The 13,302-nt window shown below is 62.1% G+C and carries 15 protein-coding genes; 5 read left to right on the forward strand and 10 right to left on the reverse strand.

What is annotated here, in order from left to right; genetic code table 11:
- Positions 1 to 8: 8 nt before the first annotated feature.
- Positions 9 to 896 (forward strand): ATP-binding protein, encoded by an 888-nt coding sequence (locus A39O_RS0101360; protein ID WP_040526854.1) that lies wholly within the window; start codon positions 9 to 11, stop codon positions 894 to 896.
- An 85-nt stretch (positions 897 to 981) separates the two neighbouring features.
- Here the strand turns inward: A39O_RS0101360 and A39O_RS37445 are convergent, their stop codons facing one another.
- The 6 genes from A39O_RS37445 to A39O_RS0101395 form a co-directional block, all read right to left on the reverse strand.
- Complete coding sequence (locus A39O_RS37445) at positions 982 to 1,401, reverse strand: hypothetical protein (RefSeq protein ID WP_083924415.1); 420 nt, start codon at positions 1,399 to 1,401, stop codon at positions 982 to 984.
- Positions 1,395 to 1,967: a GTPase RsgA gene (gene rsgA / locus A39O_RS31480; RefSeq protein WP_020502923.1), complete on the reverse strand. Its 573-nt coding sequence runs from the start codon at positions 1,965 to 1,967 to the stop codon at positions 1,395 to 1,397. The genes A39O_RS37445 and rsgA (A39O_RS31480) overlap by 7 nt, the downstream gene beginning before the upstream one ends.
- 56 nt (positions 1,968 to 2,023) lie before the next feature.
- On the reverse strand, positions 2,024 to 2,695 hold the full coding sequence (locus A39O_RS40165) for a hypothetical protein (protein ID WP_157639557.1): 672 nt from the start codon (positions 2,693 to 2,695) through the stop codon (positions 2,024 to 2,026).
- A 328-nt stretch (positions 2,696 to 3,023) separates the two neighbouring features.
- Positions 3,024 to 3,254 carry a type II toxin-antitoxin system MqsA family antitoxin gene (locus A39O_RS0101385; RefSeq protein WP_020502926.1) on the reverse strand — a complete coding sequence of 77 codons (231 nt, stop codon included), beginning with the start codon at positions 3,252 to 3,254 and terminating at the stop codon, positions 3,024 to 3,026.
- Positions 3,255 to 3,267: 13 nt separating this feature from the next.
- Positions 3,268 to 3,465, reverse strand: a complete 198-nt coding sequence (locus tag A39O_RS0101390) for a DUF4258 domain-containing protein (protein ID WP_020502927.1) — start codon at positions 3,463 to 3,465, stop codon at positions 3,268 to 3,270.
- A gap of 793 nt (positions 3,466 to 4,258) precedes the next feature.
- Entirely contained in the window at positions 4,259 to 4,498 is a 240-nt protein-coding gene (locus A39O_RS0101395) for a hypothetical protein (protein ID WP_020502928.1), read from the reverse strand.
- Between the two features lie 152 nt (positions 4,499 to 4,650).
- On the opposite strand from A39O_RS0101395, the gene A39O_RS31485 reads away from it, so the two are divergent.
- Entirely contained in the window at positions 4,651 to 6,060 is a 1,410-nt protein-coding gene (locus tag A39O_RS31485) for a polysaccharide deacetylase family protein (protein WP_083924441.1), read from the forward strand.
- A 91-nt stretch (positions 6,061 to 6,151) separates the two neighbouring features.
- Entirely contained in the window at positions 6,152 to 7,618 is a 1,467-nt protein-coding gene (locus tag A39O_RS0101405; protein WP_020502930.1) for a hypothetical protein, read from the forward strand.
- A gap of 370 nt (positions 7,619 to 7,988) precedes the next feature.
- Here A39O_RS0101405 and A39O_RS0101410 read toward each other — a convergent pair whose 3' ends face one another.
- From A39O_RS0101410 to A39O_RS31490, 3 genes are all read right to left on the reverse strand, one after another.
- On the reverse strand, positions 7,989 to 8,453 hold the full coding sequence (locus tag A39O_RS0101410) for an EVE domain-containing protein (protein WP_020502931.1): 465 nt from the start codon (positions 8,451 to 8,453) through the stop codon (positions 7,989 to 7,991).
- A gap of 332 nt (positions 8,454 to 8,785) precedes the next feature.
- Entirely contained in the window at positions 8,786 to 9,811 is a 1,026-nt protein-coding gene (rsgA, locus tag A39O_RS0101415; RefSeq protein WP_020502932.1) for a ribosome small subunit-dependent GTPase A, read from the reverse strand.
- The gene (locus tag A39O_RS31490) at positions 9,811 to 10,143 is read right to left on the reverse strand and encodes a hypothetical protein (protein ID WP_020502933.1); all 333 of its coding nucleotides are present in this window, start codon (positions 10,141 to 10,143) and stop codon (positions 9,811 to 9,813) included. The genes rsgA (A39O_RS0101415) and A39O_RS31490 overlap by 1 nt, the downstream gene beginning before the upstream one ends.
- A gap of 120 nt (positions 10,144 to 10,263) precedes the next feature.
- On the opposite strand from A39O_RS31490, the gene orn reads away from it, so the two are divergent.
- Positions 10,264 to 10,809 (forward strand): oligoribonuclease, encoded by a 546-nt coding sequence (gene orn, locus A39O_RS0101425; protein ID WP_026199080.1) that lies wholly within the window; start codon positions 10,264 to 10,266, stop codon positions 10,807 to 10,809.
- A gap of 234 nt (positions 10,810 to 11,043) precedes the next feature.
- Positions 11,044 to 12,231 carry a sulfate adenylyltransferase gene (gene sat / locus A39O_RS0101430; RefSeq protein ID WP_026199081.1) on the forward strand — a complete coding sequence of 396 codons (1,188 nt, stop codon included), beginning with the start codon at positions 11,044 to 11,046 and terminating at the stop codon, positions 12,229 to 12,231.
- Here sat and A39O_RS0101435 read toward each other — a convergent pair.
- On the reverse strand, positions 12,228 to 13,199 hold the full coding sequence (locus A39O_RS0101435) for a lysophospholipid acyltransferase family protein (protein ID WP_020502936.1): 972 nt from the start codon (positions 13,197 to 13,199) through the stop codon (positions 12,228 to 12,230). The two genes, sat and A39O_RS0101435, sit on opposite strands and share 4 nt — an antisense overlap.
- Positions 13,200 to 13,302: the final 103 nt, after the last annotated feature.

Consider the following 13,302-nt stretch of genomic DNA (forward strand, 5'->3'; position numbering starts at 1 on the left):
AGCCGACAATGATGGATCCAGCGGACCTGAGCGCTCGCTTCGACGCCTTACTCGATCGTCTGGAACGTCTGCTGCCCGAGCCGCCGCGTCCGACCGATTGGGAGGCCACGGCCTTCCGCTGGCGCATCCGCAACGGGCGCGGTGCGCTTGAGGCCCTGTACGCGCCACATCGGTTGGACCCCGCGGATCTGCTGTGTCTCGATCGCCAGAAGGCCGAGATCGAACGCAATACCCGCCAGTTCATCGCCGGGTATGGCGCCAATAACCTGCTCCTGTGGGGCGCGCGCGGGACCGGCAAATCGTCGCTGATCAAGGCCGTTTACAACGCCTTCAAGGACCAGGGGCTGCGGTTGATCGAGGTGGACAAAGAAGACCTCAAAGACCTGCCGGACATCCTGGATCTGGTGCGGGAGCGGCCGGAGCGCTTCATCCTCTTTTGTGATGACCTCTCATTCGAGGCCGGCGAGCCCGGTTACAAGGCGCTCAAGGCCGCGCTGGAGGGATCGATCAGCGCCACCCCGGACAACCTGCTGATCTATGCCACCTCCAACCGCCGCCATCTGATGCCCGAGTTCCAGTCGGAGAACCGCGATGCGCACATGGTTGACGGTGAATTACACCAGGGCGAGGCGGTGGAGGAGAAAATCTCGCTCTCCGATCGGTTTGGGCTCTGGGTCAGCTTTCACCCCTTCACTCAAGCCCAGTACCTGACCTTGGTCCGCCATTGGTGTGGGCGCCTGGGGACGACCCCGACGCAGTGGGCGCCGGTCGAACAAGCCGCACTCCAATGGGCTCTGCGGCGCGGTTCCCGGAGTGGGCGCACCGCCTGGCAGTTCGCCCGGGATTGGGCCGGGCGGGAAAGCGGCAGTCTGAACCAAGCGGAAATCCGCGTTTGATCTTTGGTGGAGACCGGCAATGGGAATGTTCGATTCGCTCTATATCGACCTCGATGGGACGGAACGCGAGGTGCAAACCAATATGTCATTTACAGGGTGGCAAGCCCTGCAAGATGTTTCCTCGAACTGGTGAAGAAAGGAAGGTTCGTCGAAGAAGCGTAAATGAGAATGCTTCTTTGCGGTTCCATGGAAAGAGCGACACTATCCGTGCCATTGCGCAATATCCAAACAGCACTTGCGCCCATGTTCCGATCATGGGAAACCAGTAAATCAGCTGAAGCCTCTCCGGCAACGCAATGAGCAGCAGCAACAAATACCCGAGTCGTACCTGAACCGGGAACGCGGTCATACTCCGTTCGCGAATAGCGAAATGGACCAGCTGAAATACCGTGATACCGATTGCAACGACGAAACCCGTTCGCCATCCAAACACGCCGGCAGTCAGAAAGAAAACAGTCGCCAACCAGTACCACCAACTCATGGTTCGATATTCGAGCATCAACATCTCCGGTCTCCTGTGAAATTACTGAGCGTCAGCACCGGCGCATCGATGCCGGCACTGCGGATTTGCGCCACCTGGGCCGCCACCACCGCAGGCTCCACCAAGTCGGTCTTGGTGAGCAGAATGCAAGGCGTCGCCCCGCCGTCCCTTGCCATGACCAGGTAGCGCTCCAGTCGCTTGAGATTGAAGTCGTAGTGACAGGACTGGACAACGATGACGACATCGACATTCGCCGCAATCATCTGGACCTCGACCGATTCACCGGCGGCCTTGCGCCGCAGGCTGGTCTTGCGCGCCAAGAGACCGTGCACCAGTCCGAATTGATCGGCGGTCGATCTTTCCACGCGGACCCAGTCGCCCACACAGGGCAACTGCGCCGAAGATACCGAGTCATACAGGAGCTTCCCGGCGAGTTTGGCGCGGAACGCCCCCGACGCGTTGAGCAACAGCAACTGGTCGCGGTCCACTGCCGCGACGCGGGCCACCGTGGCGGCCGGATCACACTGGGCACTGACTTGCTCTGCAAACCAGGTGTCCCAGCCGAGCGCGATGAGATTCGGGTTGTTCATGGGCAGTGACGGTCAGATTCGGAACGACGACCAACGCCGACGCGGGCTATTCGTTGCTACCCCCTTATCTGGCAAAGATTGATCCCCTGGGCTCGGCTCTGCGGGGCGTACTGCAGGTAGATGTGTTCGTGCGCCTGATGGCCTTTCTTATTCTTTATCTTACCGGTACGCCGCCCTACGACCAGATAGGGGGTCTCCGGAGCATAGATAAGTTCTTGCTGAGCCGGGTTGAGGAATGAAATATTCTTCAATCCCCCGGCAATATGAATGCGATATTTCTTTTGATACATGCCCGGCGCAGGCCGATGGCGACAGACACTGCCGACTTCGCCCATGAGCAGAACGTTGTTCACCTTATAATGCTCATCAATGTTCTCATAATGATCCATCATCCTTGTAGGGTCCAGTCCCGGCGCAGGATAATCCGTCAGATACTCAATGTTCTTCAGCAGTGCAAGGAGGTTATGGTGCTCCGGTGTGCATTGCTCTTTTCCGCGAAGTACATTGTTAATCTGTCCCACGACTTTTGGATAATCATGTGGGTTCTTGTCCGCAGCCTTGACGATCTGTTTCGGGATACTGGCGATTCCGGTATACGCAAGAAGCGCTCCGGCGGTTAGCCAAGCCTGATCATCATCGATCTTGACATGATTTTTTTGTAACTCCACAACGACACGATGCAGGTCAGGATACTTCAGTTCGAGCGCTTGCCGATCTATTTTCTTCATATTCAGTCCCGTTTGTTGGGTCGCGTGCTAAGACGCAGGAGGCCTGGTCCGGTCAATAGCGTTTGACCGATTAACATTGCGGTCTTGATCATCGTTCCCGCTGAGGTTCCGGCGTCCCCCAGTGGTGATCGACGCTTAAGCCGGACGAGGACCGCCCAGACGCGAGGCCGACCGACTAAAGCCTCGACGCCCGGTCTTCGTGTGGCCGCAACGATGATCGAGGGCACCATCACCGTACCTGAGAAACAAGCGGGAAGTTCTCAGGATTGCGAATCGACTCAACCGAGAGATCATAGAAAATTGATCTGACTCATTTTCGCCATCCCCTTTACGCCGCAAACCGCTCGACCTGGATCATCCGTGCGTGATGCTGTTGCCGTTCGCGAAGTTGCTCAATTTCCCGCAGCGTTTCCGCGGCGATATATTGCTCATGGCAGTTTCGGCAGACGATCAGAGGGATGTCTTCAATAACGAGGAGGCCATCACCGCGGCCGAAGGCTTTGGTGACCCGCTTGATCTGAGCCGGCCCACCGCAGACCGGACAGAAAGTTTCACTCATGGCAGATACATCGTTATAATAACGACTTGGTCTTTGCGACAACTTCCGCGGCGAAGCCTTCGCGCGAAGAGCCAAAGATCACAAATTTCCGTTCCGCACTGTCCCGGTCGGCCTCCACTCGAATGACCGAGCCAGTCATGACGATGTGCTCAATGCCCTGAACATGCAGATCATCCGCGATCATTTCGTCTAAGGCATGGTGGGTCAGCACGTAGCGTCCTTATCGCATCATGCGCCGAATCACCCCGAGTTCGCGCTTCGCCACATTCATTTGTCTGTGCGCCTGTCTTGCCGTGTATTCGAATCCGGTAGAGGCTGCGGAAGCATGTCTCAGTTAGAGCTAACCGTGGTGTCATAAAGATGTCTGTCTAAGTACCCCACGCACGGTCTAATGTAAATGTCTTTATAAGCACCCGAAATATGGTTTTATAAAGATGTCGCCGTTGGACGCGCCAGACAGATTTGTCCTAGCATCGACACTGCTCCATTCCGCTCTCCGTCGGCCCGTGCCTCCATGCCTTCCTGCCGTGCACACTTAACGAAGCCTAAATCATGTCCGACGATTCGTCAACGCTGGGTAAGGTCCTCTCTTGAAGCGTCCAACGTCCAAAAAAGTTCGCGCATCTGGTGTCAGATCTCGATGCGACCGACAGATGTTTTTCTTCATCTGTGTCATCTGTGGATAAATTCGACTGATCACTCTGGCCGGAGCGACGATCATGGCCGTTCCTGACGCTGGTGGTGAGTCCTCCGGGCCGTTGGATCGGGAACGATGCGGTTCGTGCCTCACCGTATCCTACGGCGGTGCGCATCCGGTGGACTGGGTTGATGATCAAGACCGCTTAGCGGCGTTGCCCTTGTCAATACGATTGAGGTGATTTCCGGGAAAGGATCTACCGACGGGTGGGGGCGACTGAAGTCGCCCCTACAGTCGCCCTTACAGGCTCTGCGGATCTTGCAGATAGGCGCAGTCGGGATCTTTGATCCTGGGAAGCGCCCGAGACCTAAGTGAGCCACCGCAGCAGGTAATAGATGCGCTGGCCTTCCGACGACCGGGATGGGCCATAGACTTCGGCCGGGTAGAGATTGCGTCCGGCGTCCGCGCCGGCGCGGGCGGCGGCTTCGTCGGCGGTCAGGGTGACGGAGCTCTCGGGGAAGCGGGCGCGGGTGCGGCGCGGGGCGTGGATCAGGGCGAAACGCTGGTGCAGCGAGCGGCTGTCCGGGTCGATGATGACGTTTGGCATGTCCGGCTCCCGAGTCGTATTGAGTTGGTTCTGGTGATACGGGCCTTGGTCCGCGGGTCAGTGGGTCAGCGGGTCCGCGCAGCGGACCCTACAGATCTGTGTCCACTTTAGGTATGCTGCGGCGCTGTCTCAACCGTTGCGGGGTCTTTCCGATGATTGCTCACCACGCGCTTGTGCTCAATCTCCATCAGCCGCCCGGTAATTTGCAAGATCTTCTGGAGCATCAGCCCTGGGAGGCCAAGGAGATTCTCTTCGCCATGGACCGGATTCCGCGTGTCTTGTGGGGCCACGAGGCCCTGGCGCGGGTCCATTTGTCGCTGTCGGGCACGCTGCTCGAAACCTTGTCGGACCCGGCCTTTCAGGAGCGGGTCTACGGGATCGTCGACTGCGGAGCCCTGCTCTGGCACTTCCAGAATCAGGATCTGTTCGAGGTGCTGGGCACCGGTTATTACCATCCGGTGTTGCCGCTGATCCCGGCAGCGGACCGCAAGGAGCACCTGCAGCGCTGGCTCGGCATTGCGCATCACCTGCTGTGGCGTCCGCGGTTCCAGGGGTTCTGGCCGCCGGAGATGGGGTTCTCGATGGAGTTGATCCCGCTGCTGCGCGCCAGCGGTTACCGGTATGTTCTGGTCGACAGCGAGCATATCGAGCCGGTGACCGACATGAGTTGGCAGGAGATGCGCTATCGGCCGCACCTGGCACGCTACGGCGATGCCGAGATCACGGTCATCGTGCGTGACCGCGATCTGTCCGATGCGCAGGAGTCGGGTATGGAACTGGACTGGTTCCTCGCCGAGGTGGCGGAGCGCACCAAGTGGTGCGACTTCCCGCCGCTGGTGACGACCTGCACCGACGGGGAGAACGGCGGCTGGTTCCGCAATGTGACCGAGGGGGCCAATTATTGGACGGCCTTCTATCTTCCGCTGCTGGAGCGGGTGCGCGCCGGGACGGCCGGGATCGCGCCGACCTTCATCAGCGATTATCTCAATGTGCACGGAGTGCACGGGGAGGTCAGGGTACGCACCGGCGCCTGGAACACCGGTTGGCATCACGGCCGGGATTTCACCCAATGGACCGGGTCCGCTGCCCAGAAGGCGACGCTGGCGGGTTATGCGCAGCTCAGCAAGGTCGTGCATGATGCCCGGTGGTACGCGGGTGAGCACGGGGTGACCGAGGGGCCGCAGATGGCGGCGCTCGATGAGGCCCTGTGGCGTCTGCTGCGGGCCGAGACCAGTTGCAATCTGTACTGGGGCGAGGCCTGGGTGCCGCGGGCGGAGGCGGACCTCCAGGCGGTGCGGGATGTCCTGACGCGGATCGGGATCGACCCGGCGGCGGCCGCTGCGGACAGCGCCGGGGTGGCTGAAACCACCGCGACCGCGGAGTTGGCGGCCGCGCAGCTCGAAGAGGAGGCGCCGGAGCATGGCGCCGGTGTACTGACGTTCGCGGACCTTCCGGACCTGGACACCGCGGATGTGGGTGATCCGCAGACGAGCCTGGCGGATGCGGCGCTGCCGGTTTCGGCGTCCGCCCCGGCAGCCCTTGCGGCGCCGATCGAACGATAACAACATGATCCCGGACCGAACGCCTGCGGCTGTCCGCGCAGGCCCGGTCCTCCGCCCCCGGCCGTGCCGGGACCACCAATAGGAGCCTAAAATGAACCCATTACCCGAGTATGTCGGCGATCTACCGAATATCTGCGGCCAGGAGCCCTTGGTCGATCAGGTCGTGACTGCCGCACGGGCCAAGCCCCTGTTCGCCAAGCACGGCGGTGTCGACTTCAGCAAGGTGCGCGCGGCAACCGCCATCGCGCTGCACCAGCATCAGCCGCTGATCCCCGCGGGCGGCGGCGATCTGCGCACCGCCACCTTGATCAGCAATCTCCAATATATGATGGAGAATCAGGGGATCGGGGATAACTACAATGCCGGGGCCTTCGTCTGGTGTTACAAGCGGATGGGCGAGTTCGTCCCGCAGTTGGTGGGCGAGGGCAAGTCGCCCCGCTGTATGCTGGAATACTCCGGCACCCTGCTGCACGGGCTGCGCAAGATGGGTGAGAACCACGTCATCGATGCACTCAAGAACATCACCTGCAATCCGGACTACAACAGTTGCATCGAATGGCTCGGGATGCCCTGGGGTCATGCGGTGGCGCCCTCCACCCCGGTGCAGGACTTCAAACTGCATGTGCGCGCCTTTCAGCATCATTTTGCCGCCATCTTCGGCTGGGAGGCGCTGGAGCGGATGCGCGGTTTCTCGCCCTCCGAGATGGCGCTGCCCAATCATCCGGATGTCGCCTATGCCTATGTCAAGACACTGGTCGACTGTGGCTTCCAATGGGTGCTGATCCAGGAACACTCGGTCGTGCAAGTCAGTAACGGCCGCAATCCGGAGCGCCCGCACATTCCGCACCGGTTGGTCTGTACCAATTCCAAGGGCGAGACCGCGAGCATCATCGCCATCATCAAGACGCAGGGTTCGGATACCAAGCTGGTCGCGCAGATGCAGCCCTGGTACGAGGCGCAGAGTCTGTCCCGCGTCGAACTGGCCGGCCACTCCATTCCGCCCCTGGTGACGCAGATCGCCGACGGTGAGAACGGCGGCGTGATGATGAACGAGTTCCCCGGCAAGTTCATGGAGGTGGCGCGCGCGTCCAGCCATGGGGATGTGCCCATGATGAATGCCAGTGAATATCTGGAGCATCTGTTCGCACTGGGCATCAAGGAGACTGATTTCCCCGTGGTTCAGCCGATCTTCCATGACCGCATTTGGGCGCGCATGAAGCCCGGCGATGGTCCGGAGGTGCTGGCGAAAGTCATTGCGGATCTGAAGCAGGAAGACGGCCGTTTCCATATGGATGGCGGCAGCTGGACCAACAGCCTGTCCTGGGTGCAGGGCTATGACAACGTGCTTGGGCCCATGGAGGAGGCCAGTGCCTTGTTCTATGAAAAGGTCCTCAAACCCGGAACGCCCACCGATGATCCGCGCTACCGCAACGCGCTATTCCACCTGATGGCCTCCCAGACCAGTTGTTACCGCTACTGGGGTCAGGGCCTGTGGACCGACTATGGCCGCGAGATCTGTCAGCGGGTGAAGGATATCATCCACTACGATTTCGAGTAGCCAGACCCTTGGTGTAGGGGCGGGTTTGAAACCCGCCCTTAGCAGCCTGTCGGACTTAGCCCCTAGGATTAGGGTATGAGTCAACATAAAGGCTTTTTGTTGCTCCACAATCTAACGTAAGGTGATTTCCGCGAAAAATCCAACCCGTAGGAGCCCGCTTGCGGGCGACGGGTGGGGCACAATGACGCGATTCCGGCAGGTCACGTCGCCCGCAAGCGGGCTCCTACGGAGCTTGATTCTTGATAGCGTCTTATTCGGAAATCGCCTAAAGTCCGACAGGCTGCTAGGTCCGGTTATCACGTCCGAATGCTATAGACCCGGCTGCCTCGCGATCTGCGCGGTCGTCGGTCCGCACAGCGGACCCTACAGACTATTCCAGCCCCAGAATGAAAGACCATTGCTGCGCCGTGACCGGCATCACCGAGAGCCGGTTGCCGCGGCGTACCAGGGGCATGTCGGCCAGGGGTCCGTCCGCATGGTCTTTCAATTCGCTCAGCGCAATGGTCCGCGTCAGGTGCCGGAGATAGCGGATCTCCACCAGATACCAGCGTGGGTTCTCGGGGTCGCTCTTGGCGTCGAAGTAGTGTGCCTGGGGGTCGAAGGCGGTGGCGTCGGGATAGGCTGCGCTTGACACCTCTGCGAGCCCCACCACGCCGGGTACCTGGCAGTTGGAGTGATAGAAGAGCACGCCGTCGCCGCTGCGCATCTGATCGCGCAGCATGTTGCGCGCCTGATAGTTGCGCACCCCGTCCCAGGGCTCACCCGCGGCGGCCCGCGCCGCCAGGTCGTCGATGCTGAAGGCGTCCGGTTCGGACTTGAAGAGCCAGTAGGCCATGGTGCCACCTTAATTATCCCAAGAAAGAGCAGATCTCACGCCAAGACGCCAAGTTACGAATGTTGTCAATGTGCTATCCGAAATCCGGCAATTGCTCACACAACGACACAAAGAACACAACGAAGAATAAATCATTGAAAGTATCGGGCTAATTTCCGCGCGGGTGACCTGCTTGACCAACCTATTGCATTGAATAGCTTTGTGATCTTAGTGCCTTTGTGTGAGAACTGCTTTTTTCTTGGACTTTCCGCGCTGACTCACCCGATAGGTGATCTGAAGGCCCCGACACATCCCTCTGTTTTTCGGTGTCTTGGCGTGAGCATTTGCCGGATTCAGGCCCATGCTGGACCCAGCCCGGCGGCCAGGTGATGGAAATTGGCAAGCCGTTCAGGCGCGATCTCTCCTGCCTCGACCGCCGCGCGGATGGCGCAGCCGGGTTCGCGGTCGTGCCGGCAGTCCGCGAACCGGCAGCCTTCCAGGTGGGGGCCGAATTCGCGAAATCCCCGTTGCAGCGTTTCACGGTCGATGGCGCCCAGGCGGAAGCTGCGCACCCCCGGCGAGTCGATCAGGAAGCCGCCGCCGATCAGCCGGTAACAGGTCGCGGTCGAGGTCGTATGACGGCCGAGTCCGGTGGCCTGGGACAAACGGCCGATCTGGATGTCCAGGTCCGGCAGCAGGGTCTGCACCAGCGATGACTTGCCGACGCCTGACTGACCTACCAGGATGCTGGTCTGGTCCGCCAGGGCGGTAATCAGCGCGTCCAGGGTCGCCGGTTGCCGCAGGCTGGTCCAGAGGATCGGGTAGCCGATCGCCGGGTAGAGTGCGAAGCGCGCCCGAAATGCGGCCTCGGCCGAAGCGTGGAGCAAATCCATTTTATTGGCGACGATCAGCGCTTGAACGCCGATCAGTTCAGCCGCCGCCAGGTATTGATCGATCAGGTAGCCGCTGGGGTCCGGTTCGGGGGCGATCAGCACCACCAGACGCGTGAGGTTGGCGGCCAGCGGCTTGTCGTGGCCGCCGTAATCCGGACGGCTCAGGACCGAATGGCGGGGCTGGATGGCGGTGACCACGCCCTGGCCGTCCGCGGTGTCCTGCCAGACGACCTGGTCGCCGCAGACCGGGTGGCCGATGTTGCGGCGCGCCAGGCAGTGAGTGATGTGCCCGCCCGCGTCCTCCACCGCCAGGTTGGCGCCGTGGCGTACCACCACCCGTCCGGACCGCGGCGGGGCTTCCTCGGCGATCTCGTCGCGCACCGTGTCCAGCGCATTCTCGGCGCGGTCGGCCAAATGCTGACGGCGCCGCTCCTGGATGGTCCGAATCCGCTGGACCTGTCGTTCCGACAGCCGCCGCCGCGGCATCAGGAGCCCGGCTTGAAGCGGTAGAACCGGTCGTTCAGGAAGCGCGTCATCTCATCGATGTCCTCGTCGAACCAGCGCAGGCTCAGCGCGGTCTCGCAGCGCCGAACCTGGCGGCCCAGACCGTCCAGGGAGGTCACCTTGCGGTCCGCGCGGGTATAGACCTCACTGCCGTGGCACTTGATGCAATGCTCCTGGTAGAGCGCGTCAGTGCCGCTGGGGGCGGCCGCGGCCGGGGGCGCCGGCGGGTCGGCGGCCAGTGGACCCGTCAGCGGGACGGTCAGTGCGAGGGTGCAGGGAAGCGCCAGGGCGATGCGCAGACGTCGTGTGATCATGACTTGGCTCCAGTCGGGTTGATTTGCCCATTGTAGGGATTGACCGGGCGCGGCGCACGGCCGGCCGCTGGTACACTGAGAGGCTGGCGCCCGCCGCGGCAAATAACAAGGAATCCGGCAATGGCTATGAGCGAACAAAATCTGATCTGGTTGGACCTCGAGATGACCGGTCTCAACCCCTTCACCGACCGCATCCTGGAGATCGCCACCGTGGTGACCGATCAGGATCTGCGCATCCTGGCCGAAGGCCCAGTGATCGCCGTCCATCAGCCGGAGGAAGTCCTGGCCGATCTGGACGAATGGAACCGCAGTCACCACGGCGCCTCCGGGTTGCTGGAACGGGTGCGGATTTCCCCCTGGGACGAGGCCGGGGCGGAGTCGGAGACGCTCGCCTTCCTGGCCGGGCAGGTGCCCGCCGGTGCTTCACCCCTGTGCGGCAACAGTATTTGCCAGGACCGCCGCTTCCTGGCCCGCTGTATGCCGCGTCTGGATGCCTATTGTCACTACCGTAATCTGGACGTGAGCACGCTGAAGATACTCGCCCTGCGTTGGGCACCGGAAATCGCGAGCAGCTTCAAGAAGACCGGCAAGCACCAGGCACTGGACGACATCCGCGAGTCGATCGCCGAGTTGAAGCATTATCGACAGTATTTATTGCGGGTGTGATCCCGCCCGACGGTTTTCTGTTGTCCCCATAAAGACAACCTGGGTAGCCTCAATCCTGGACCGTGGTAAGGTTTCACCCGCGTTGACGCCGACCTGGAGCCGCCGACGGCAGTTCCAGGTTCCGGCCGCCCTGCGCATTCCGCGCGCCATCCGATCCCGAACCATTAGTCGCTTCCGCCCCGCGTGACCGGTGCCGCGCGCCGGTGGAGCCAGAGCCGAGAGAGGCGAAAGTCGATGATCAAACCCGTGGGTTCCGACGCTTTGCAACCCTTGTTCGTCTACGACCCGGACCAGCATCACGCGCTGATGCGTCAGGCCGAGACGCTGCCGTCGGTGGTGATCAGTTCCCAGGCCGCCGGCAACGCGGTCATGCTGGGCGCCGGCTATTTCAGTCCGCTGCCGGGGTTCATGAATGTCGCGGATGCGGTCAGCGTGGCCGAGACGATGCGCACCACGAGCGGCCTGTTCTTTCCGGTGCCGATGCTCTGCCTGCTGGAGAGCGCCGCGCTGATCGGCGACGCCCGGCGCATTGCGCTGCGTGATCCCAACATGGAAGGCAATCCGGTGCTGGCGATCATGGACGTGGAGGCGGTCGAGACGATCAGCGATGCCCAGATGGCGCAGCTGACCGAGCGAGTCTATCGCACCCAGGACCCGCAACACCCGGGCGTGGCCGCCTTCCACGGCCAGGGGCGCGTCGCTGTCTCGGGCCCGATCCAGGTGCTGCACTTTTCCTACTTCCAGGACGATTTTCCGGATACCTTCCGCACCGCCGTACAGATCCGCAACGCCATTGCCGAACGCGGCTGGCAGCGCGTGGTTGCCTTCCAGACGCGCAATCCCATGCACTTGGCCCACGAGGAGCTGTGCCACATGGCCATGGAGCGGCTGAACTGCGACGGCCTGGTCATTCACATGCTCCTGGGTAAGCTCAAGCCCGGCGACATTCCGGCCCCGGTGCGCGACGCGGCCATCCGCAAGATGGTGGATCTGTACTTCGCCCCGAACAGCGCCATGGTCACCGGTTACGGCTTCGATATGCTTTATGCCGGTCCGCGCGAGGCCGTTCTGCATGCCTATTTCCGCCAGAACATGGGTGCCACCCACTTCATCATCGGCCGCGATCATGCCGGTGTCGGTGACTACTACGGCGCGTTCGACGCCCAGACCATCTTCGAGGACGAGGTTCCGCCCGGCGCTCTGGCGATCGAGATCTTCAAGGCCGACCACACGGCTTACTCCAAGAAGCTCAACCGGGTCGTGATGATGTGTGAGGCGCCGGACCACACCAAGGACGACTTCGTGCTCCTCTCAGGCACCAAGGTGCGCGAACTGCTCGGCAGCGGGATTGCCCCGCCGCCCGAGTTCTCCCGCCCGGAGGTTGCCCAGATCCTGATGGATTATTATCAGTCGCTCAGTTAAACCGAACGCCGACGCGCGATGAGCGGCAGGATGCCGGCATCGCTCAGCGGACCGTCGTAGAGGCCGGGCCGGTCGTCCGGCCGGCGGCGGAAGCGTTTGTAGGGCCAGACATATTGCTCTGGGCAGGTCCGTACACACTGCTCGATACCGCGGTTGAGGGCGGTCGCGGCGGTCAATTCGTCCGCGCTGTCGATGCCCTCCGGGGCGGGGAGGCAGTGCATGCGGAAGCCGGCAGCGTCCGGCAGGCGCTCCGCGAACATGAAAATGACCGGGGCGCCGGTGCGTCGCGCGAGCCGTTGTACCAGGAGCATGGTAAAGGCGGGGATGCCGAACAGGGGTGCGAAGCAGGCGCCCTTGTTTTCCTTGGGTTCCTGGTCCGGCAGCACGCCGACATAGTCGCCGCGCTCCAGTGCCTGGACCAGGACCCGAATTCCCCGGGCGGTGATGGGCGCCAGCTCGGCGCCGCTGCGGCGGCGCGCGGCGAGGATCAGGTCGTCGAGATAGCGCTGGGGTTTGTAGAAGATGGCGGTCGGACCCTGGCGAGCCAGATGCAGGCCGGCCAGTTCCCAGGCGCCCAGGTGCGGGGAGAGGACGATCAGGCCCTTACCGGGTTGTCGCTGCAACAGTTGCGCTCCGCGGACCTCGCGCACCAGGGCGTGCACCTGTTCGACCGGGCGCAGCCACAAGTGACCGATCTCGAGATAGGTCTTGCCGAACTCCACCAGGTTGCGGTCGCGCAGCCGGATGAGCTCCGGCGGGCTCAGTTCCGGGAGGCAGAGTCCGATGTTGATCAAGGCGTTGCGCCGTTGTCGGTTGGGCCAATGGATGAACACCCAGCCGACGGCGGCGCCGATCCGATGGATCAGCGACAGGGGCAGACGCGCGGTCAGTTGCGCCAGGGCGCGGGCCATGCCCTCGGTTGCCCTGACCCGGAGGCGGCGCCAGCGGCTCAGTTGTTTCGCCTTCATCCGCATCGCCCGTGCGTCGACGCGACCCGTACCGGCCGCTGCTTGCTACACTGTCCGCCGCGCGCCGCGGGTTCCGGGCGCGTCTGACGCTGCATGATAACGA

Source organism: Lamprocystis purpurea DSM 4197, from assembly GCF_000379525.1.
Taxonomy (GTDB): domain Bacteria; phylum Pseudomonadota; class Gammaproteobacteria; order Chromatiales; family Chromatiaceae; genus Thiodictyon; species Thiodictyon purpureum.